This window comes from Phaeobacter sp. B1627, from assembly GCF_006265095.1.
Lineage (GTDB): Bacteria > Pseudomonadota > Alphaproteobacteria > Rhodobacterales > Rhodobacteraceae > Epibacterium.
The window spans coordinates 197440-218816 of the sequence record NZ_VCNK01000001.1 but is presented as its reverse complement, the minus strand read 5'-3'; the positions used below and the strand labels follow the sequence as shown (position 1 = coordinate 218816).

At 63.3% G+C, this 21377-nt stretch carries 19 protein-coding genes; 10 read left to right on the top strand and 9 right to left on the bottom strand.

Annotated features, from left to right (window positions below; translation table 11 throughout):
• Positions 1 to 121 precede the first annotated feature (121 nt).
• The 3 genes from hrpB (at position 122) to FGE21_RS00930 (ending at position 4926) form a co-directional block, all read left to right on the top strand.
• Positions 122 to 2611, top strand: coding sequence for an ATP-dependent helicase HrpB (gene hrpB / locus FGE21_RS00940; protein WP_139660880.1), 2490 nt, complete (start codon positions 122 to 124; stop codon positions 2609 to 2611).
• A gap of 189 nt (positions 2612 to 2800) precedes the next feature.
• Positions 2801 to 3346 (top strand): NUDIX hydrolase, encoded by a 546-nt coding sequence (locus tag FGE21_RS00935; protein ID WP_139660878.1) that lies wholly within the window; start codon positions 2801 to 2803, stop codon positions 3344 to 3346.
• A gap of 101 nt (positions 3347 to 3447) precedes the next feature.
• Positions 3448 to 4926 carry an inorganic phosphate transporter gene (locus tag FGE21_RS00930; RefSeq protein WP_139660876.1) on the top strand — a complete coding sequence of 493 codons (1479 nt, stop codon included), beginning with the start codon at positions 3448 to 3450 and terminating at the stop codon, positions 4924 to 4926.
• Here FGE21_RS00930 and FGE21_RS00925 read toward each other — a convergent pair.
• The 3 genes from FGE21_RS00925 to FGE21_RS00915 form a co-directional block, all read right to left on the bottom strand.
• The gene (locus FGE21_RS00925) at positions 4906 to 5925 is read right to left on the bottom strand and encodes a hypothetical protein (RefSeq protein WP_139660875.1); all 1020 of its coding nucleotides are present in this window, start codon (positions 5923 to 5925) and stop codon (positions 4906 to 4908) included. The two genes, FGE21_RS00930 and FGE21_RS00925, sit on opposite strands and share 21 nt — an antisense overlap.
• 255 nt (positions 5926 to 6180) lie before the next feature.
• A complete protein-coding gene (gene argF / locus FGE21_RS00920) occupies positions 6181 to 7107 on the bottom strand; it encodes an ornithine carbamoyltransferase (RefSeq protein ID WP_139660873.1) in 927 nt (308 codons plus the stop codon).
• Positions 7108 to 7185: 78 nt separating this feature from the next.
• Positions 7186 to 8373 carry an aspartate aminotransferase family protein gene (locus tag FGE21_RS00915; RefSeq protein ID WP_139660871.1) on the bottom strand — a complete coding sequence of 396 codons (1188 nt, stop codon included), beginning with the start codon at positions 8371 to 8373 and terminating at the stop codon, positions 7186 to 7188.
• A gap of 415 nt (positions 8374 to 8788) precedes the next feature.
• Between FGE21_RS00915 and FGE21_RS00910 the strand changes: the two genes are divergently transcribed.
• Positions 8789 to 9703 (top strand): DMT family transporter, encoded by a 915-nt coding sequence (locus FGE21_RS00910; RefSeq protein ID WP_139660870.1) that lies wholly within the window; start codon positions 8789 to 8791, stop codon positions 9701 to 9703.
• 4 nt (positions 9704 to 9707) lie between these two features.
• Here the strand turns inward: FGE21_RS00910 and FGE21_RS00905 are convergent, their stop codons facing one another.
• A complete protein-coding gene (locus tag FGE21_RS00905) occupies positions 9708 to 10532 on the bottom strand; it encodes an ABC transporter permease (protein ID WP_139660868.1) in 825 nt (274 codons plus the stop codon).
• Positions 10533 to 10722: 190 nt separating this feature from the next.
• Between FGE21_RS00905 and FGE21_RS00900 the strand changes: the two genes are divergently transcribed.
• Positions 10723 to 11319 carry a GcrA family cell cycle regulator gene (locus FGE21_RS00900; protein WP_139660866.1) on the top strand — a complete coding sequence of 199 codons (597 nt, stop codon included), beginning with the start codon at positions 10723 to 10725 and terminating at the stop codon, positions 11317 to 11319.
• A 130-nt stretch (positions 11320 to 11449) separates the two neighbouring features.
• On the opposite strand, the gene FGE21_RS00895 is transcribed toward FGE21_RS00900, so the two are convergent.
• From FGE21_RS00895 to FGE21_RS00885, 3 genes are all read right to left on the bottom strand, one after another.
• A complete protein-coding gene (locus tag FGE21_RS00895) occupies positions 11450 to 11968 on the bottom strand; it encodes a YHS domain-containing (seleno)protein (RefSeq protein ID WP_139661046.1) in 519 nt (172 codons plus the stop codon).
• 208 nt (positions 11969 to 12176) lie between these two features.
• Entirely contained in the window at positions 12177 to 12563 is a 387-nt protein-coding gene (locus tag FGE21_RS00890) for a DUF4260 domain-containing protein (protein ID WP_139660864.1), read from the bottom strand.
• Positions 12563 to 13324, bottom strand: a complete 762-nt coding sequence (locus tag FGE21_RS00885; RefSeq protein ID WP_139660863.1) for an NYN domain-containing protein — start codon at positions 13322 to 13324, stop codon at positions 12563 to 12565. The genes FGE21_RS00890 and FGE21_RS00885 overlap by 1 nt, the downstream gene beginning before the upstream one ends.
• A gap of 282 nt (positions 13325 to 13606) precedes the next feature.
• On the opposite strand from FGE21_RS00885, the gene yghU reads away from it, so the two are divergent.
• Positions 13607 to 14485 (top strand): glutathione-dependent disulfide-bond oxidoreductase, encoded by an 879-nt coding sequence (yghU, locus tag FGE21_RS00880; protein ID WP_139660861.1) that lies wholly within the window; start codon positions 13607 to 13609, stop codon positions 14483 to 14485.
• Positions 14486 to 14813: 328 nt separating this feature from the next.
• On the opposite strand, the gene FGE21_RS00875 is transcribed toward yghU, so the two are convergent.
• Positions 14814 to 15605 carry an SseB family protein gene (locus FGE21_RS00875; RefSeq protein WP_139660859.1) on the bottom strand — a complete coding sequence of 264 codons (792 nt, stop codon included), beginning with the start codon at positions 15603 to 15605 and terminating at the stop codon, positions 14814 to 14816.
• Positions 15602 to 16195 (bottom strand): uracil-DNA glycosylase family protein, encoded by a 594-nt coding sequence (locus FGE21_RS00870; protein ID WP_139660857.1) that lies wholly within the window; start codon positions 16193 to 16195, stop codon positions 15602 to 15604. Before FGE21_RS00870 ends, FGE21_RS00875 begins: the two co-directional genes overlap by 4 nt.
• 381 nt (positions 16196 to 16576) lie before the next feature.
• Here FGE21_RS00870 and FGE21_RS00865 point away from each other — a divergent pair, with 381 nt between their 5' ends.
• Genes FGE21_RS00865 through FGE21_RS00850 form a run of 4 tightly spaced genes read left to right on the top strand, consistent with a single transcriptional unit; the run spans position 16577 to position 21329 of the window.
• Positions 16577 to 17236 carry an ABC transporter ATP-binding protein gene (locus FGE21_RS00865; protein WP_139660856.1) on the top strand — a complete coding sequence of 220 codons (660 nt, stop codon included), beginning with the start codon at positions 16577 to 16579 and terminating at the stop codon, positions 17234 to 17236.
• The gene (locus tag FGE21_RS00860; RefSeq protein ID WP_139660854.1) at positions 17214 to 18971 is read left to right on the top strand and encodes a capsule biosynthesis protein; all 1758 of its coding nucleotides are present in this window, start codon (positions 17214 to 17216) and stop codon (positions 18969 to 18971) included. Before FGE21_RS00865 ends, FGE21_RS00860 begins: the two co-directional genes overlap by 23 nt.
• Positions 18972 to 18975: 4 nt before the next feature.
• A complete protein-coding gene (kdsA, locus tag FGE21_RS00855; protein ID WP_139660852.1) occupies positions 18976 to 19809 on the top strand; it encodes a 3-deoxy-8-phosphooctulonate synthase in 834 nt (277 codons plus the stop codon).
• A 23-nt stretch (positions 19810 to 19832) separates the two neighbouring features.
• Positions 19833 to 21329: a phosphomannomutase/phosphoglucomutase gene (locus FGE21_RS00850; RefSeq protein ID WP_139660851.1), complete on the top strand. Its 1497-nt coding sequence runs from the start codon at positions 19833 to 19835 to the stop codon at positions 21327 to 21329.
• The last annotated feature ends 48 nt before the right edge of the window (positions 21330 to 21377 follow it).

Sequence of the window (21377 nt, the reverse complement as noted above, 5' to 3'; positions counted from 1 at the left end):
TCTGACCCCCCGCGTGACCAGTCCGATCTGCCCAGTCCGCTACGCCGAGGCCGGTATTGCCCGCGCGCGGCAGCCGCAGTTGCTCTGGACGCCGACGCCCCGATTGGCGATAAGCTCCGCCATGACACGGCTCCCCATTGATGACGCGCTTCCTGACCTGATCAACGCCCTCAGAGGCCATGGCCGCGCCGTGCTGCAGGCCCCGCCGGGCGCGGGCAAAACCACACGTGTGCCGCTGGCCATGCTGGACGCCGGCCTGACCACGGGCCGGATCCTGATGCTGGAGCCGCGCCGCCTCGCGGCCCGGACTGCCGCCGAGCGAATGGCCTCGACGCTGAACGAAAACGTCGGTCAGACCGTCGGCTACCGGGTGCGGGGCGAGGCCAAGACCTCTGAGGCGACCCGCATCGAAGTGGTCACCGAGGGCATCCTGACCCGGATGCTGCAGTCCGCGCCTGACCTGCCCAGCATTGGCGCTGTCATCTTCGATGAATTTCACGAACGCTCGCTGAATGGCGACCTCGGCCTTGCCTTTTGCCTCGAGGTCGTGGGCGCCCTGCGCGAGGATCTGATCCTGCTGGCCATGTCCGCCACGCTTGATGCCGGACCGGTCGCCGAATTGATGCAGGCGCCGATCATCACCTCCGAGGGCCGGAGCTTTGAGGTCGAGACCCGCTGGCTCGATAGGCCTCTGGGCCCCGGGGCACGGCGTCTGGATGCGCTGGTGGATCTGGTCACTCAGGCCGAGGCGGAAACCCGCGAGGACGGCGGCGGGCTGTTGGTGTTCCTGCCCGGCGAAGGCGAAATCCGGCGCGCGGCCGCCGCGCTGGAACGGAGACTGCCCGCCCATTGCCACATCCGGCCGTTGTTCGGAGCCCTGCCCTTTTCCGAACAACGCGCCGCCATCCGCCCGGAGCCCGATGGCCGCAAGGTCGTATTGGCCACAGCCATCGCCGAGACCTCTCTGACCATCGAGGACATTCGCGTCGTCGTCGACATGGGACAGGCCCGGCGCGCGCGCTTTGATCCCGGATCGGGAATGTCGCGGCTGGTCACCGAACGCGTCACCCGCGCCGAAGCGACCCAACGCCGGGGTCGGGCGGGACGCGTGTCCACCGGCACATGCTACCGGCTCTGGTCGCGTGGGGAAGAAGGTGCCCTGGCCGCCTTTCCCCCCGCCGAAATCGAGGCCGCCGACCTCACCGGGCTGGCGCTTGAGCTTGCGCTCTGGGGGGCAGAGCCTGCGGATCTGCCGCTGCTGACACCGCCACCGTCCGGTAGTTTCGCCGAGGCCCGCGCATTGCTGCAGATGCTGGGGGCGCTGGATCCGGGCGGGCGGATCACCGATCACGGCCGCACCCTGGCGCGCCTGCCCTTGCACCCGCGATTGGCGCATATGCTGGCCATTGCCGGCCCCCGCAGTGCGACGCTGGCGGCGCTGATGGCGGACCGCGATCCCTTGCGCGGCGCCCCCGTCGATCTTGGCCTGCGCCTCGAAGCCCTGCGCGATCTGTCTGCCTTTCGCGCCCGCCGGCCCTATCAGGTCGCACAGCCCGCCATTCACACCATCACGGCAGAAGCCAAACGCCTCCGTGCGCAGCGCGGCGGGCCCACAACAGATGCCCGGAGCGCCAACGCCCGCCCCGCCGCCACCGCCGCCGACCTCTCGCCCGCCGCCATGGCCGCTCTGGCCTACCCGGACCGGGTCGCTCAACGGCGCAAGGGCGATGATGCCCGCTACGTCCTGGCCGGCGGCAAAGGGGCGGTGCTCGACAACGGAGACCCGCTTGCAGGCGCGCCCTACCTTGTGGTCACCGACAGCGACGGCAACCCCCGCGAGGCCAGAATTCGTCTGGCGGCGCAGATCACCCTGGCGGAAATCCGCAGCCTCTTTTCCGATCAGATCAGCTGGCGCAGCCTGTGCGAATGGTCCAAACGGGATCGTCGGGTGCTGGCCCGGCAACAGGAATGTTTCGGCGCGCTCGTGCTCGACGACCGGATCTGGCGCGACGTCCCGGCAGAGGATGTGGCCGTCGCCATGCTGGACGGGGTTCGCGATCTCGGACTGCGCCTCACTGGCGCTGCGGCGCGGCTGGCGGCCCGGGTCGAGCTGCTGCGCGCCGATGGCCATGACCTGCCCGATTTCTCACCAGAAGGTCTGCTGGCCCATCTCGACGAGTGGCTGCTGCCGATGATCTCCGGGGTGCGCAGCGCCGAGGCCTGGAAATCCTTTGATCTGCTGCCCGCGCTGCGGGCCGCCCTGAGCTGGCACCAGACGGAGCTTTTGGATCGCGAAGTCCCCGCCCATTTCATCACCCCGCTCGGGCGCCGGATCGCGATCGACTACGATGGCGAGATCCCGGGGATCGAAGTCCGCCTGCAGGAGCTGTTCGGCGTCACCCGCCATCCGACCGTCGCGGGGGTGGCGCTCAAGGTGACCTTGCTGTCTCCCGCCCGCCGCCCGATCCAGATCACCCGCGATCTGCCGGGGTTCTGGGCCGGATCCTATGCGGATGTGCGCAAGGACATGCGCGCGCAATATCCCAAACATCCCTGGCCCGAAGACCCCACCCAGGCCGAAGCAACCCTGCGCGCACGCCCAAGACGCTGACGCCCTGCAGTCCAACGGGCTGATAACGCACATTTTCACACACAGGCGTCCGAATATCGGGCAGTTTCCGTCGCCCAGCATACAAAAACGTTGCAAATGTGGGGGTTTTTCCATATTTCCCGTGCTTCAATCGAGCACACTCTCCCAAAGAAGGAAAATCGGCCCCGCAAGGGCCGAACGCCACCCGCCATGCAACAGGTCCTGCACAAGATTTGGTCCCATACGATCCAGCCCATGCTGTCGCGCCCGCGCCGGCTGCAAGTTGCCGCGCTGTGTTATCGCCAGACACAGGATGGCCAAACACAGCACAGCCAAACACCGCACAGTCAGAAACAGGACGGCCAGTCACAGGACGGCCAGTCACAAGACCGACCGGCAGGCGAGCGCGAAGTGCTGCTGATCACCAGCCGCGACACCGGTCGCTGGGTGCTGCCCAAGGGCTGGCCAATGGCCGGAAAGACCAGCGCCGAAAGCGCCGCGCAGGAAGCCTGGGAAGAAGCAGGCGTGCGCCGAGGCCGGTTCGAGGATATGCCCCTTGGCCGCTACCAATATGACAAACGGCTGGACAACGGCACTCTGGAACCTCTTGAAACCCTGGTCTACGGGCTCGAGGTCATTGAAATTCTCGATGAGTTTCCGGAAATGCACCAACGCACCCGCCGCTGGATGCCGGCGAAAGAGGCCGCAGGCCTGGTGGACGAGCCGCAGCTTCGCGACCTGCTGAGCCGGTTCTGACGCCTTTGGTCTGCGTGTCACATCCTTGGGCGATACTGTTCGGACACCGGGGGCCTGCACCCTTTGGTCCCTCAGGTCTCTGAACGCCGGGAGTCTCTCACATGTCCGACAGAGCAAACTGGCGGTCCCTTGACAAGGATCTCGCCCGCCTCAGCCAGACAGAGCGGGTCGCGGGCTATGTGGTGCGCCCGCTCTGCGGCATTGGGGTCGCACTGGCGTTCATGTTCCTTGCGGGGCTTGCTGCCGCATGGGCCCTCGGTGCCGCGCCCACCACGGTCATGGCGACTGCAGCTGCGGTCTTTGGCGCCTATCTCGCCCTGAACATCGGTGCCAATGATGTGGCCAACAATATGGGCCCGGCCGTCGGCGCCAAAGCGCTGCCGATGGGGGCTGCGCTGATTGCCGCCGCTCTTGCCGAGACCGCCGGCGCGATGCTCGGTGGCAGCGAGGTGGTCGCGACCGTATCGCGCCGCCTGATCGACCCCGCCAGCGTCAGCGCGCCTGATGTGATCATTCAGGCCATGATGGCGGCGATGGCGGCCTCTGCGCTCTGGGTCAACCTTGCCACCTGGATGGGTGCTCCGGTCTCGACCACGCAGAGCATTATCGGTGCGATCATTGGCGCAACGACCGCCGCCGCAGGCTTTGCCGCCGTGGACTGGCTGACCTTCGGGGGAATTGCCCTCAGCTGGACGATAACGCCGCTGATCGGCGCGGCCTTGGCAATGGGGTTGCTCGCCCTGATCCAGCGTTTGATCAGCGATCAGCCGGACAAGCTGACGGCCGCTCGTCATTGGGTTCCGGTGTTTCTGGGGGTGATGGGCGGCGCATTCGGCATGTTCTTCACCCTGAAGCTGCCGGACACGCTCTACTCGGCAACGCCGCGCGTGGCCCTCGCCATCGGTGTGATTTCTGGCGCGCTGTCGTTTGCCGTCGCCCGCCCCGTGATCCACCGCAGAGCCGCAGAGCTTGCGCAGCAGAAGGGCGCGATCAAGGCGCTGTTCCGCCTGCCGCTGGTGATCGCGGCCATTCTGATGTCCTTTGCCCATGGGGCCAACGATGTGGCCAATGCCATCGGCCCGCTGGCCACCATCGTGCAGGTCCTCGGCCAGAGCCACTCGGATGTGATGCCCTTTGTGGCGGTCGCGGTGCCGTTCTGGGTGTTGCTGATCGGCGCGCTTGGCATGGCGATGGGGGTGCTTCTGTTCGGTCCGCGGCTGATCAAGCTGGTAGGCAGCCAAATTACCAAACTCAACCCTGTGCGGGCCTATTGCGTGTCCACTGCGGCGGCGATGACGGTCATTGTCGCCAGCTGGCTCGGCCTGCCGGTCTCCTCGACCCATGTGGCGGTCGGAGCGGTCTTTGGCGTCGGCTTCTTCCGCGAGCATCTGGCCGCCCAGGCCCAGCGGAGCGGTCAAAAGCCCATCCGTCCCGGCCAGCCAAAAGAGGACCGCCGCCGCCGCCGTCTGGTGCGCCGGAGCCATGTTTTGACCATTCTCGCAGCCTGGCTGATCACCGTGCCCCTCTCCGCTGCGGTATCGGCGGGACTTTACGTCCTGCTACGGGCGATCACCGGGTAAAGCGGCAGGATTGTCGCCCTCCAGTTGAACAGCGGGCAGCGATGCCGCCTGTGCGGCCATGGCCTTATGGATAGGCATCGAAACGCCAAGGCGCCGCCCGAGGTCCAGAAGAGGGCGCAGCAACTCGTCCCAGCCAGACGCCATCGCCGTCTGCGCGATGGCAGGGCCTGCGGTCCGGTCTGTCCAAACTCCCAGACGCCAAACCAGATCGTCGGGCACAAATCGCATCCGCAGGATCCGCAGGCGCATCCATAGCGGCAGACCAGAGGGTGGCACCGGCCGGATGCCTGCCTGATGCAGCACCATCAGAGCCTCCTGCAGCTGGTCCGCCACAAGCCCCCGCCACTGTGGGTCCCGCTGCCCGCCGGTCGGGGCGGGACTTGTCTCGGGTGGCGGCAGCTGCGCCAGATCCGTCAGGATGCGCCCCCAGATCCGGCCGGAGACATCCGCCTGCTCCGTCACCTCGAGGCAGGGCACATCCAGCCCCTGCGACAGCGCAGAGTGACCTCCGGCGGCAACCACAACCGGCCCGGAGCCGTGGCGCCTGAACCGCAGGGCCCTGTCTGCGCGGACATATCCGGCGTCGGCATGCACCTCCCAGGGGATCAGGCCCGGGCGTAGCGACCATCCCCCCAGGCCGCCCGCCAACGGGTCGTCCACACAAGGACGCGACCGCAGGCTGAGAACCGGGACCTGCGGCCGGCAGTGACGTGACAGCAGCGCTGCCATGTCCGGGCAATCGGCGGGAGGACAGTCACAGAGGATGACCATGTCAGCCTGTCCGAGGGTTGTGGGCTCTGCCGGACAGCACAACACATCCGGTCCGACCCGTGCATCCAGCCCATTGGCATCAATCAGCTCCAGACCGTGATGCAGGAATTGGTGGCGCAGGGGCGCGGGCGCATGCCAGCTCACGTGATGCCCGGCCACCGCCCACAGGCCCGCACAGAAGCCCGCAGTGGCGGGGTCTCCCAGAACACTGATCCGCCCATCCCCCATGACACCCCCATCCTCTGACGTTTCTTTGCGCGCAAGGTGCCAGAGCAGGCAGCGGCTGACCAGCCCCCCCGCTCCTACTCCCCTGCCCCGGCTGGTGCCAGGCGGATAGCCCTTGGCCGGGTCAAGGCTCAGGTGGTCAAATGCTCACCCGGCCCCCTCCCCGCCGGTTCAGATCTCTCTGGCGGCGCAGAAAAGCGGCATCGTGATAGAGGCGCCGGGAAACACCGGCCAGCGCGTCACTCCGCAGGCGGCAGGCTAGACGCCAAGACACCAGCGCATCACCGCCTTTTGCGCATGCAGCCGGTTTTCCGCCTCATCAAAGATCACGGATTGCGGACCGTCCATCACCGCCGAGGTGACCTCTTCCTCGCGGTGGGCCGGCAGGCAATGCATGAACAGGGCGTCTGGTTTGGCATGGGCCATCAAGGCGTCATTGACCTGATAGGGCCGCAGCATGTTATGGCGACGCTCCTTCGAGGACTGGCTGTCATGCATCGACACCCAGGTATCCGCGACGACGAGATCCGCATCCGCGACGGCTTTTGCAGCATCCCGCTCAATGGTGATGGTTGAGCCGGCCTTGCGCGCCAAACCGACGAATTCCTCCTCCGGATCAAGCTGGGCCGGGCCTGTGAAGGTGAGGTCAAAGCCGAATTGCCCGGCCGCGTGCAGAAAGGATGAGCAGACATTGTTGCCATCGCCGGTCCAGACCACCTTTTTGCCCTTTATGGGGCCGCGGTGTTCCTCGTAGGTCAGGATGTCGGCCATGATCTGGCAGGGATGGGTGCGGTCCGTCAGCCCATTGATCACCGGCACATCGGAATATTCCGACATTTCCGTCAGCACCGTCTCGTCAAAGGTCCGGATCATGATCAGATCGACATAGCGCGACATGACCCGGGCGGTGTCCGCGATGGTTTCACCATGGCCGAGTTGCATGTCCTTGCCGGAGAGCACCAGGGTCTCTCCCCCCATCTGACGCACGCCCACATCGAAGGACACCCGGGTCCGGGTCGATGGTTTTTCAAAGATCAGGGCCACCATGCGCCCCGCCAGCGGCTGCGTGTCATCGGGGGCGCCCTTTGGCCTTCCTGTCCGGGCGGCTTTCATTTGCGCGGCCTGATCTATGATCTGGCGCAGGTCGGAGGGATCGGTTTTGTGGATGTCGAGAAAATGGGTCATGATGTCAGTTGCTTTCTGGGAGTCTGCGTCGCGGGGGCCAGCCCCCGCACCCCCGAGGTATTGAAGAAAAGATGAAGTTCAGGCGGGTGCGGATGCCGTTTCCACCGAAGTGGCGGCAGCGTCGATCCGGCTGCAGGCTTCCTCGATCTCGGCCTCTGAAATGGTCAGTGCGGGCAGGAGACGGATCACATTGTCGGCGGCCGGGACCATCGCGATTTCGGCGTCATAGCCGGCCTTGACCACATCCGTATTCAGCGCCTTGCATTTCAGGCCCAGCATCAGCCCCGCGCCGCGGACCTCTTCGAATACCTCCGGATGCGAGGCGACCACGCCTTCGAGCTTTTGCCGCAGGAGACCGGCTTTGCGGTTCACGTCGTCGAGGAAATCCGGTCCGGTCACGATCTCCATCACCGCATTGCCAACGGCGCAGCCCAGCGGGTTGCCACCATAGGTCGACCCATGGGTGCCCGCCGTCATCCCCGAGGCGGCCCGTTCCGTTGCAAGCACCGCCCCCAGCGGAAACCCGCCGCCGATGCCCTTGGCCACCATCATGATATCCGGCGTGATGCCCGCCCATTCATGGGCAAAAAGGCGCCCCGTCCGGCCCACACCACATTGAACCTCGTCCAGGATCAACAGGATCCCATGGGCATCACACAGCGCCCGCAGCTCCTTGAGGTTCTGGTCCGGCATTGGCCGGATACCACCTTCGCCCTGCACCGGTTCGACCAGAATCGCGGCGGTTTTCTCGTCGATGGCGGCTTCGACCGCATCGAGATCATTCCACGGCAGATGCACAAACCCCGGCAACAAGGGGCCAAATCCCTTGGTCATTTTCTCCGATCCTGCCGCTGCTATCCCTGCCGACGAGCGACCGTGAAAGGAGCCCTCGAAGGTGAGGATTTCGATCCGGTCGGGATGGCCTGCCTCATAGTGGTATTTGCGCGCCATCTTGACGGCCAGTTCACAGGCCTCGGTTCCGGAGTTGGTGAAAAAGACCGTGTCAGCGAAGGTTTCCGCCACCAGCTTGTCCGCGAGCGCCTGTTGCTGCGGGATTTCATAGAGGTTTGACACATGCCAGAGGTTTTGGGCCTGAGAGGTCAGTGCCTCGATCAGGGCGGGATGGGCATGACCGAGAGAATTCACCGCGATACCGGAGCCCAGGTCCAGGAACCGTCGGCCATCCGCCTCGATCAGCCAGGACCCCTCGCCTTTGACGAAATTCAGGGGCGCACGCGTGTAAGTCGGCAGAATGGAAGAGATCATCGGGATCATCCTTTGCAGGGTCTTTGCGGAAGGTCAGAACCAAATCTGTGCCCCACTGCGGGGCTTTGGTCAACAATCGCACAACAGAGACGGGAAGTGAGGTTGGAAGGATACGCCGCGCCTGTCTGGGATCAAGGGATGTCAGGAGCGGGCGGGCAGGATCAAAAGCACTGCGTCAATGGCACTGCGTTCAGCAGTGGTTCAGGCACATTGGCGTCGGCGTCGCGCAGACATGAGAGATGCGTGTTTGATCATAGTGAGCGTCCATAACGGAGGAATCGGGCGGTGAAAACCCCCTTTGGCACATCCGACCACTCAAAAAGGCGCATCTGCATCTGATACTGCCTGAAAACTCCGGCACGCGGCGCGGTGTTTGGCCTTGCCTTTGCGGCCCTGCTGTCGCACCGCTGCTGTCATGACGCATGAGACCCAACAGAATCCTCCCTTGGCCGCAGCGCTGATCCTGCTGGCTACGGTATTCATTGCCGCCACCACATTGCTGGCAAAATCGCTCGGGACCGATACTCTGGGGCCGCCCTTGCATGCGCTGCAGATCAGCCAGGGCCGGTTTGTGTTTGCCTTCATCGGGATTTCCATGGCCGTTGCGGCCCGGCGGCAGCAGATCCGCGCGCCCAACCTGCCGCTCCATATCGGCAGATCCACCTTCGGCTGGGGTGGCGTGACGCTGATGTTTGCCTCTGTTGCCTTCATTCCACTGGCGGATGCGACGGCGATTTCCTTTCTCAACCCGGTGATCGGTATGATGCTGGCGATCCCGCTCCTGGGGGAAAAGGTCGGCCCCTGGCGCTGGCTGGCGGCGGTCATTGCGCTGGGCGGAGCGATGGTCCTGCTGCGCCCCACCCCGGAGAGCTTTCAACCCGCGGCGCTGCTGGCCCTAGGGGCTGCGCTGGCGATGGGGGCGGAGCTGATTTTCATCAAGAAACTTGCCGGGCGCGAGCCGCCGCTGCAGGTGCTCTGGGTGAACAACCTGATCGGCATGATCATCGCCAGCCTGGCCGCCCTCGCAGTCTGGCAGATGCCGACTTTGCCACAATGGGGTGCCCTGGCGGCGCTCGGGGCGTTCATGGCCTGCGCGCAGGCCTGCTTCATCAATGGAATGGCGCGGGCCGATGCGTCCTATGTCGCGCCTTTTTCCTATGCCACACTGGTGTTTGCAGCCCTGTACGATGCGGCGATCTTTGCGGTGATCCCGGATGTGATCACCCTGTTGGGCGCGGGTATCATTCTGTCCGGAGCCGGGCTTTTGGCCTGGCGCGAGACGGTGAATGGCAAACGACCAACCGTCACCCAACGCCGCCCGGCGCCCTGAGCGGTCAGTCCTTCAACCGATATCCAGTACGCAGCATCTGCCAGGCGACGGCTGCAACCGAAACCGTGGCCGCCACGCAAATCAGCGCGCCCACGGCCGGGTTGCTGTCAGACACGCCGATCATGCCATAGCGCACCCCGTCGATCAGATAGAACACCGGGTTCACGTGCGAAATCGCATGCAGGACCGGTGGCAACGCCTCGACCGAATAGAACGTGCCTGACAAGAACGCGAGCGGTGTCACGATGAAGTTGGTGATTGCCGCCATCTGGTCGAATTTTTCCGCAAAAACCCCCGCCACAATGCCCACCCCGCCGAGGAAGGCCGCGCCCAGAACGATGAAACCCAGCGCGATCAGCGGATGGGCAGGCACCAGACCGAGAAACAGGACCAGACCCAGCCCGATTCCCAAGGCAACCAGCGTGCCCCGCACCACGGCACCCGCCAGATACCCAAGGAGAATTTCCAGCCCGGACAAGGGCGGCATGAGCGTATCGACAATATTGCCCTGCACCTTTGAAATCACGATCGAGGACGAACTGTTGGCGAATGCATTCTGGATCACCGTCATCATCATGATCCCCGGCGCCAGAAAGGACATGAAGCTTACGCCCATCACATCGCCCCGCTGCGGGCCGATCGCGATGTTGAAGATGAGCAGAAACAACGCGGCCGTGACCATCGGCGCCAGCAAGGTCTGCGTATAGACCACCAGGAAGCGCGTCACCTCGCGCCCCGCCAGCGTCCTGAGACCCAGCCAGTTCACGCGACCGAACCGACGCTCCCCAACTGCAATGTGAAAGCTCGCCTCTGTGCTGTTGTCGGACATGCCACCCTCTTTTTTAATATATTGCATGCATATAGGCTGAACAGTCGGATGCAAGCTGCTGATCTTCCCCAACAGCACCCGCGTTCATGACTTGTATCTCGCCCGCCAGTAATTAATATAGGGCGAGAACTTGGAATTCGATGGCGGCCACAGGTTTCTTGAGGCCGCTATTAGCTTTGAAAGGCACCTAATGTCCTGGACAGACGAGCGCGTCGAACTGCTCAAGAAAATGTGGGGCGAAGGCCAGTCGGCCAGTCAGATCGCAAAAGAACTCGGTGGCGTGACCCGCAATGCGGTCATCGGCAAGGTCCATCGTCTCGGTCTGTCCAACCGCACCACCGGCAGCGCAAAAGCGGCAGCCGAGCCGAAGGAAAAGCCCGCGCCGAAGCCCGCGCCAAAACCAAAGGCGCAGCCGAAGACGGAACCGGCACGCCCCCCGACCCCGGAGCCTGCGGCGACCGCTCCCTCCGCAACAGCCGCCGAAGCCAAACCTTCGGTGCCTGCGCGCAAGCAGATCATTCCGGCAGGCCAACCGCTCCCGCCGCAGCCCTCGGCCAATGAAATCAGCCCCGAGGCACTTGCCAAGGTCAATGAGATCGAGAAGAAGGCCAAACGCCTGACCTTGATGGAATTGACAGAGCGCACGTGCAAATGGCCGGTCGGCGATCCCGCGACAGAGGATTTCTGGTTCTGTGGTCTGCCGGTGCAGCAGGGCAAACCCTATTGCGATGCCCATGTCGGCGTGGCGTTCCAGCCAATGAGCTCGCGGCGCGAACGCAAACGCTGAGCCGTGTTGGCCGGGCAGCCCGCCCCGCTCGTCTCTTGACCAAAAGACCCCGGACCAGCGATTGGCCCGGGGCTTTTTATTTTTGAACCTGCAAGCCCCGTCCCTGTCATGAAGAGACACAGGCCTCTGCTCAGCCTTTTTCAGGGGCCGGGGATGAAAAATCCGGAATGGTCCTTGTCGACGCGGGTTGCGGATCGAGGCTCGGCCAGTTGCCCTGAGACAGGTTCAGGTTGCCGGGAATATCCTCCTCCCAGAACCCCACCACGTTCTTGGTGATATTCAGATAGAGCTTGTCATCGACAATGCGCCACAGGTTCGGATTGCCCGGCACCTTGCCGCCCTTGGCCACACCATAGGCGCAATGCCCATCGTATTGCGGCAGATAATAGTCCGGATCTTCCAGGAAGGCGGCGCGGTTTTCCTCGCTTGCGAAGGCAAAGGTCGCTCCGTTGTGGGTCGCGGTGATATCCGCCTGCCCCGGAACGGCCGCCGGCTGCGCATGACCGACCGGCGCCTGCGGCAGCGCGCGATAGGCCACCACGTCGTAACCCGATACGGCAAAACCGGTTTCATCGACATACTGCTCGCCCGCAAGGGCCGCCCCGCCGAAGGACAAAGCCATCACCGCAGCCAAAGCAAAGTGTTTCATCGGAAAATCCTCTCGTTGCGTGCCCATGGGACCCCCTTGGTGCGCCGCACGTCATCTACTGAAGGGCCCTGCGCCAACCGCAGGAGCCGGGGATGAAGATACCGGCCCCGGGCGATTTGCGAACCGGCTCTCACGGCTCTGTGTTGCGGGCGGAGCCTGCGTGACCGCAGTGTGAGGTGGCGGATTGTGGGGGCCCGGCGCGCGGGCATCAGGCGTCCCGGTTGCGCCCAACCCGGCCAAGATGCGTAAATTCAAAGCCTTGCGGTGACTTGAGCCCATATCCCAGCATGCGGTCGACACCCGAATGCGCCAGCCAGAGGGCCCCGAGTTCCCACAGCAGCGGCACATCCTGCAGATGCCCGATCGCCAGCGCCAACGCGCCAAACGCATAGAGATGGACCAGATTGTAACAAAAGGCGCCGACTCGGCGGCCCGCCACATAGGCGAGAAAGCTCAGATCGGGCGCGAGGAACACCAATATCGCCGCCCAGAGCGGCAGGACGGCCTCCGCCCCGGAAAAAAGCCAGATCCCGACCGCACACAACACAGCCCCTTCGGCCTTTTGCCACAGCACCAATGCCCTCGCACGCTCCATCAGTCGAGCCTTCGCACAACGATCTGATTGCCTTCGCCGCGTTTGGTTTCGAGGATTTTCATGGTCGCGATCAGGTCAGACAGTTTTTGCTTGCCGTAACTGCGGGTGTCGAAATCCGGAGAGGCTGCGGTGATATACTGCCCGATTTGCCCGAGCGAGAACCATTCGTCTTCCTGACTGATCGTGTCCATCGCCCGCAGCACCAGTTTCTGCGGATCTTCCAGTTCAGCCGGAGCCTGATCGTCCTGCGGAGCAGCGGTCTGCTCTGTCACCTTGGGTTTCGCAGCGCCGCGCGGTTTGGCAGGGGCGGCCTCTTTGAGCAGGTTTTCCACATAGATGAACCGCTTGCAGGCCCGCACAAAGGCCGCCGGAGTCTTGCGCATCCCCATGCCGTATACATCCAGCCCCTGTTCCCGGATGCGGCTCGCCAGTCGGGTAAAATCGCTGTCCGACGAAATCAGGACGAAGCCGTCGAACCGGCCGGAATGCAGAATGTCCATCGCGTCGATGACCAGCGCAATATCCGACGCGTTCTTGCCGGTGGTATTTGCGAATTGCTGATGCGGAACGATCGCCAGGGCTGCCAGGCGATCCTTGCTCCAGCCCTGCGGTCCGCCGCCGGAGAAATCACCGTAGATGCGCCGGATGCTGGCCTCACCGAGCGAGGCGATCTCCTCGAACATGGCCTCGCCGTATTTGGCCGAGATATTGTCCGCGTCGATCAGAACCGCCAGAAGGGGGGGCTTGTCGCTGTTGGGCATGTGGGATCCAGTCAGGTTTGAGGGGTCTCCCCCATACATAACGGCCCCTGCGGAAATGAAAACCACACAAGCCAGCGTGTCGCCAAAGCCGGGGCGGTCAGGGCGTGTTTTCGCGTGTTTTCTGCCAGTGCGGCGCCCTGCGCGCGCCGCGAGCAGGAAAATTTACCCGACAGACCTTCCAGTCATTGGAATTTTGGCTATCGTCCCTACCTGAAAAGGACGCGCCGTTTCCAAAATGGCAGCATCACAGAATTCTGACACGGAAAGAAGAAGAGGCCCCCCATGAGCGATACGACCTATACACCTCCGAAGGTCTGGACCTGGGAGCAGGACAGCGGCGGCCGGTTCGCCGCCATCAACCGCCCCATTGCCGGCGCCACCCAGGACAAGGAGCTGCCCGTCGGAGAGCATCCGCTCCAACTCTACTCCCTGGCGACCCCCAACGGCGTCAAGGTCACCGTGATGCTGGAGGAGCTTCTGGCCCTCGGCGTCAAGGAAGCCGAGTATGATGCCTGGCTCATCAATATTGGAGAGGGCGATCAGTTCGGCTCTGGTTTTGTCGGAATCAACCCGAATTCAAAGATCCCCGCGCTGCAGGACCGCTCCGGCGACGCCCCGGTGCGGGTGTTTGAGAGCGCCTCCATTCTGATGCATCTTGCAGAGAAATTTGGCCACTTTCTGCCCAAGGACGGTCCTGCCCGCACTGAGGTGCTGAACTGGGTGTTCTGGCAAATGGGCTCTGCGCCCTACCTCGGCGGCGGCTTTGGCCATTTCTATGCCTATGCGCCGGAGAAGTTCGAATATGCGATCAACCGGTTCTCGATGGAGGCCAAGCGTCAGCTGGATGTTCTGAACCGGGAGCTGGCGGAAAAAACCTATATCGCGGGCGAAGACTACTCCATCGCCGATATGGCGATCTGGCCCTGGTATGGCCAGTTGGTTCTTGGTCGTCTTTACGACGCCGCAGAGTTCCTGGATGTCGAAAGCTACGAGCATGTGATGCGTTGGGCCAAAGCCATCGATGCGCGCCCGGCTGTACAGCGCGGTCGCATGGTGAACCGCTCCTTCGGCGAACTGTCCGCACAGCTGCGCGAGCGCCACGCGGCCTCTGACTTTGACACCCGCACCCAGGACAAACTGGAACCAGTGGAAGCAGAATAGCTCCCTCCGGGAATGCGCCCCAGGTTTGCGCCGTGACTATCCGGCGCGATTCTCGGCGGATAAGGCCCACGGATCAGACTCAGACAACGGGAGAGCTCCCGCGCCCGCAGGTGCATCGCCTTGCGGCGATCCCCCTTGGCGGCCTTGGGCCGGGCATCCTGCCCCCTCGCGGGGGCAGGATGCGGCGCCGGGCCTTTCCAAGGCCCGGCGCCATGCCCAACCGGCCCCTGAGCGCTTCGCAGAAGCGGTCAGAGGGACGGGCGGGAGCGCTTCGGCCAGCGAAACGGGAGAGACTTTAACGGCAGAAACCGCAACAGAAGAGGTCGATCTATTTCAGGCGTGGCGGCTTGTCGGGATCGGATCCCGGCGCCTGCGGTGCGTAGACCTGCCCGGCCTGCCTCTGCGGCAGATCAAAGCGTAGTCCCACCCGTGCGAGCCGTGCAGCCATCCTGTCGGATGTGGCGAAAAAACCGACATCCAGGGCACCAGCCTCGATGCCGGAAAAGGTCAGCGCCTCCCCCACCGCTTTTGCCAAAGCGGCCCGCGCCCCATCTTCCGCGCCGATGAAGGCCAAAAGATGCCCCTGGCCGCCGCTCTCATAGATCACCGCCACCAGATAGGCGCTCTGAGCGAGCCCTGCCGCAGTCGCCAGCTTGGCGTCCAGAGCCGTGAGAAGCGCTTCCGGCAACCCGTTTGGCGGTCGCAATTCGGCAATTCCGGTCTCAACCTCATCCGGAGCATGCGCCAGCGTTTCCGCGAGCCACCCCAACGCCGTATCCGGGATCAGGATCGACGAGGGGGCGACCTCCAGGTTCACCCCGAGGCCGATGCCCTGCCCCGCCAGCATCTGCGCAACCCCCCGCCCGGAGAGCGCCGCATAGGGCACGATACGACCGGCGAACTCCGCCAGCCGTTCCTCCCGGTCAAAGACCAGCACATATTGCCCGTCACCGGTGTCAAAAACCTCCGGGCTGATCCGGTCCCCCTCAGGCTCCTTGTCCAGAAGAAGGAACAGCTCACTGTCCGCCAGCCGCTCGAAGAAGCGCAGGCGCAGCGCATCGTCGGCAGGGGCAGCCTCCATGGCCGCATGGGCCTGATCCAGGACAGTCAGTTCGGTCATTTCATCACCTCTTTCACCCGGGCGCGCAGTTCCGGCAACAGGTCCGCCTCGAACCAGGGGTTGCGTTTCAACCAAGCCGTATTGCGCCAGGACGGATGAGGCAAGGCAAAGACCTCCGGCGCCCGCACCCGCCATCCGGCGACGGTCTCGGTCACCCCGCTGCGGGTACCAAGATGATAGCGATGCGCATGGCCCCCCACCACGATCCGCAGGCGCACAGCTTTGAGCATCGTCATGACCCGGTCATGCCACAGACGCCCGCAATCGCGCGGCGGCGGCAAATCCGCGCCCTTGGCGTCGTAGCCGGGAAAACAAAACGCCATCGGCACGATCGCCACACGCCCGGTATCATAGAAGTCCGCCTCGCTCATCCCCAGCCAGGCACGCAGCCGGGCGCCGGAGGGATCGGTGAACGGTTTACCACTTTTATACACCCTTTGCCCCGGCGCCTGCCCGGCAATCAACACCCGCGCCCCAGCTTCGAACCAGACAACCGGACGCGGCTCATGCGCGGTTTGCGTCGAGCCAAACCGCTCCGCGCAGTGGCGGCAAGCAACAATCTGTTGTTTTAATTCCGAGATCTCGCCCATTGTCGTTTCCGCTCAAACCGCCTATTCTTGTCCCGTGATCCCGTTGGAGGATATCTGCCCTCCTCCACGCTTGCCCGGATCCGCACAGATTTGCTCAAATTCGACATATTTGCGCCCAAATCAACGCGTAAGTCGTTAACGATCCCGTGTTAGCCCTCGCAATGCGGGCACCACGCGACGACGGCCCCGTCTGACCAGACCCGCGGCGCAAAAGACAGGTGTGATACAAATACCTCTGATCGGGCAGATATAGTTTTTCAGTCCTGAGTGGGGCAAAGCAGAGAATGCGGGCGAACATGCCGGGGAATGGGCTCGCTGTATTCTCCCCCGGGACGATAAGACACGGCAAGAGACAGCAAGAGACAGTAAACCGATAAGGCGATGTTGGAATTCGTAAACGTCAGCAAATCATTTTGGACCGGGACCCAGCGCAAGGTGATCCTGGATCAGGTCTCCTTCAGGGTGGACCTGGGGACGTCGCTTGGCATCCTTGCGCCCAATGGCACCGGCAAGACAACGCTGATCAATATGATGGCCGGCCTTGAACAACCGGATGAGGGAACAATTCACCGGGAGTGCAAGATCTCCTTTCCGCTGGGGTTCATGGGCGGGGTCGTCGGACGACTGTCGGCGATGGAGAACAGCCGTTATATTGCCCGCCTCTACGGTCTCGATCCGGATTATGTCGAATCCTATTGCCGGTGGCTTTGTGGATTGGGCGAGTATTTTGACCAACCGCTCGGCACCTATTCCTCGGGCATGAAGTCGCGGTTTTCCTTTGCGCTGATGCTGGCGCTCGATTTTGACATTTATCTGATTGACGAGGGCATGCCGAGTTCCACCGATGTGGAGTTCAACCGAAAAGCAGGCACCATCCTGCAGGAGCGCCTGGCCACCACCACGATCGTCATCGTCTCGCACCAGCCGCGCACGCTGGAAAAATTTGCCAATGCCGCTGCTGTCCTGATGGGCGGTCAGCTCCATATGTTTGAAACCTTGGAAGAAGCGAAGCAGCTCTATGACTACGAAACCCAAGGCTAAGAAATTCCGCATACGCCGCAGCCCGACCGCCGCGGGCGAGCCTGCCGCGGCACGCCCGGTGCCCCCCCCTGAGACGTCTCAGGACTCATCCCAGGGATCATCGGCGGCAGGCACCATGCAGCCACCCGCGCAAGCGGCCCCGCAAGCCCCGTCAGCCGCCGCCAGACGGGCCGAGATGACGCAGGCTCCGCGACCTTCCGGCGGCAAGGCAGCGACTGCGCGCGCTGGTCAGGTCACCCCTGCCTCCGAACTTACGGCGGCCGAGGAAATAGAGGCCATCAAACGCGAGGGGCTGACGGGGCGCCAACTGCGTCTGGCCCGCCGGGTTGCCCAGACCAATGACTTGCCCGCCACCTCGGATTTTGACGCCGTGCGCCTGCTGCGCCACCGCGGCATTGACCCGTTCAAACGGGCCAACATGCTCGAGCTGGTCGTTCCGCAGGGACAAAAGGCGACCGTCGCCTCCACCCCCGTGAAGGATCGCGCACAGGTTCCCGCCGCGCAGTCGGCCCCGCAAACCCTGCCGCAGACTGTTCCCTCCGGCAAACAGAGCCTGACCGTTGCAGATCCCCTCAGCCCGGCCGAGCGCCGCAACCGCGAAATCCGGTCGATCCAGCTCGATATTGCCCGCCGTCGCCGTCGCAAGATGGCCCTGTTGGGCGCGCGTTTGGGCGCGTTCGTGCTGATCCCCTCGATCATTGCCGGCTATTACTACTATTCCGTCGCGACGCCGATGTATTCATCGCAGTCCGAATTTCTGGTTCTCAAAGCCGACAGCTCCGGCGCCTCCGGGTTTGGCGGCCTGCTGAGCGGAACCCAGTTTGCCACCAGTCAGGATTCGATCGCGGTTCAGGCCTATCTCCAATCCAAAGAAGCCATGATCCGCCTCGACGACGAGGCAGGGTTTCGCGCGCATTTCACGCAGGACTGGATCGATCCGATCCAACGTCTGGACCCCAGCGCCACCAATGATGACGCCTACTCGATCTACAAACGCAACGTGAAAATCGGCTACGATCCGACCGAAGGCGTCGTCCGCATGGAGGTCTCGGCCGCCGAACCCGACATGGCCGCCGAATTCTCGCGCCGCCTGATTTCCTATGCCCAGGAAAAGGTGAACCACCTCTCGGAGCAGAAACGGGCCGATCAGGTGGGCGATGCAGAAAGCGCGTTGCAACTGGCCGAACAGCAGCGCCGCGATGCCCAGGCGCAGCTCGTCGATCTGCAGCAGCAGGGCACGGTTCTGGACCCCGAGGGCGTCATCGTGTCCCTGCGCTCCCAGATCAACACGTTTGAGCTGCAACTGCAGCAGAAGCGACTGGAGCTGGCGGCCCTGCAGGACAACACCCGTCCCAATCAGGCCAAAGTCGAGGGCACGGCCGCCGATATCAAACGTCTGGAGGCGCTGATCGCTCAGCTGAACGAGCGGATGACCGATGCCTCGCAGGGCGAAAACTCGCTGGCCGCGCTCAGCGTGCAGATCCAGATGGCGCAGGCCGACCTCGCCACCCGCGACATGATGCTGCAATCGGCGCTGCAGCAGGTGGAACAGACCCGGATGGAGGCAAACCGACAGGTGCGCTACCTCACCACCGCGGTGGAGCCGGTTCCCGCCGACACGCCCTCCTACCCGCGCAAATTCGAAAATACGATTTTGGCATTCCTTGTCTTTTCCGGTATCTACCTGTTGTGTGCCCTCACGGCATCCATTCTCCGGGAACAGGTCTCTTCGTAGGTTCATGAAAAAAATCGATATCAACGGTCTCACCATCGGCAATGAGTGTCCCCTGACCCTCATCGCCGGCCCCTGCCAGCTGGAAAGCGCCGATCACGCGCAGATGATCGCAGGCAAACTGAAAGAAGCCTGCGATGCAGCGGGCGCCCAGTTCGTCTTCAAGGCCTCATATGACAAGGCCAATCGCACGTCGCTTTCGGGCAAACGGGGGCTTGGCATTGACCAGGGGCTCGCTGTTCTGGCCGGGGTGCGCGATCTCTTTGGCGTGCCGGTCCTGACTGATGTCCACACCGAGGCCCAGTGCGCCATCGCGGGCGATGTGGTCGACATCCTGCAGATCCCGGCCTTCCTGTGCCGCCAGACCGACATGCTGCTGGCTGCGGGCAACACCGGCAAGGCCGTGAACATCAAGAAGGGTCAGTTCCTCGCCCCGTGGGACATGGACAATGTGGTCGCCAAGGTCGCAAGCACCGGCAACGAGAAGATCCTGCTGACCGAGCGGGGCACGTCCTTCGGGTATAATGCGCTGGTGGCCGATATGCGTGCCCTGCCCCGCATGGCGCAGACCGGCTATCCCGTGGTGATGGATGCGACCCATTCGGTGCAGCAGCCGGGCGGTCAGGGCGGCTCCACCGGCGGGCAGCGCGAATTTGCGCCGGTGATGGCACGGGCAGCCGTGTCCCTCGGGATTGCCGCAGTTTTCATCGAAACCCATCAGGATCCCGACTCCGCGCCCTCTGACGGGCCGAATATGGTTTACCTCGATCAGATGCCGCAATTGATTGATACATTGATGGGGTTTGATGCGCTTGCAAAAGCCAACCCCATCCGGATTTAATTTTCGAAGGACGCGTATTTCTCATGACCAAACCCCTCCCCGAGGTGACCCCCAACACCTGGAGCTTCCTGCGCGATGCGATGATCAAGCCGACAGGCTTTCGCGAATATGATGCACGCTGGAAATATCCCGAGGAAATCAACCTGCCCGGCATGACCGCCCTTGGCCTGGGCCTCGGCACCCAGATGATCAAACGCGGCATTGCGCCGGTGATCGCGGTCGGCAATGACTATCGTGACTATTCGCTCTCCATCAAGAACGCACTGATGCTCGGCCTGATGCAGGCCGGGATCAAGGTGATGGACATCGGCCCGGCGCTGTCTCCCATGGCCTACTTCTCCCAGTTTCACCTCGATGTGCCCGCCGTCGCCATGGTCACCGCCTCGCATAACCCGAACGGCTGGACCGGCGTCAAGATGGGCTTTGACCGGCCGCTGACCCATGGCCCCGACGAAATGAGCGAGCTGCGCGACATCGTGCTGAACGGCGAAGGCGTCAAACGCGACGGCGGATCCTATGAATTCGTCGACGGCGTCAAGGAGGCCTATATCGACGATCTGGTGGGCGATTTCAAAATGTCCCGCCCGCTCAAGGTGGTCTGCGCCACCGGCAATGGCACGGCGGCCGCTTTCGCGCCGGAAATCTTTGAACGAATCGGCGTCGAAGTGGTGCCCAGCCACACGGAACTCGACTACACCTTCCCCCATTACAACCCCAACCCCGAAGCCATGGAAATGCTGCATGACATGGCCGCCAGCGTAAAGGCCTCCGGCGCCGATCTGGCCCTTGGGTTTGACGGCGACGGGGACCGCTGCGGCGTGGTCGATGACGAGGGCGAGGAAATCTTTGCCGACAAGGTTGGCGTCATCATGGCCCGCGACCTGTCCAAGATCTACCCGAACGCCACCTTCGTGGCAGATGTCAAATCCACCGGTCTCTATGCCTCGGATCCCGAGCTGAAGAAAAACGGCGTCAAGGCCGATTACTGGAAGACCGGTCACAGCCACATGAAACGCCGGGTCAAGGAACTCGGCGCATTGGCGGGGTTTGAGAAATCCGGCCACTACTTCCTGGCCGAACCGATCGGCCGCGGCTACGACTGCGGCATGCGCGTCGCGGTCGAGGTCTGCAAGATGCTGGACCGCAACCCCGACATGAAAATGTCCGATCTGCGCAAGGCCCTGCCCAAGACCTGGTCAACGCCCACCATGTCGCCCTACGCGGCCGACACCGAGAAATACGATATTCTCGCCCGGCTCGTCGACAAGCTGGTGCAGAAACACGACGCAGGCGAAACCATCGCCGGTCGCGCCATCAAGGAGGTCGTGACCGTCAACGGCGCCCGCGTCATTCTCGACAATGGCTCATGGGGGCTGGTCCGCGCCTCCTCCAATACGCCGAATTTGGTCGTGGTCTGTGAAAGCTCCGAGAGCGAAGCCGAAATGCGCGCCATTTTCGCCGACATTGATGCCGTGATCCGCACCGAAGCCGGGGTGGGCGACTACGACCAGACCATCTGATCCCATTCTGGCTGACGACGCGCTGGCTGATACCGCTCTGGCGCCAAA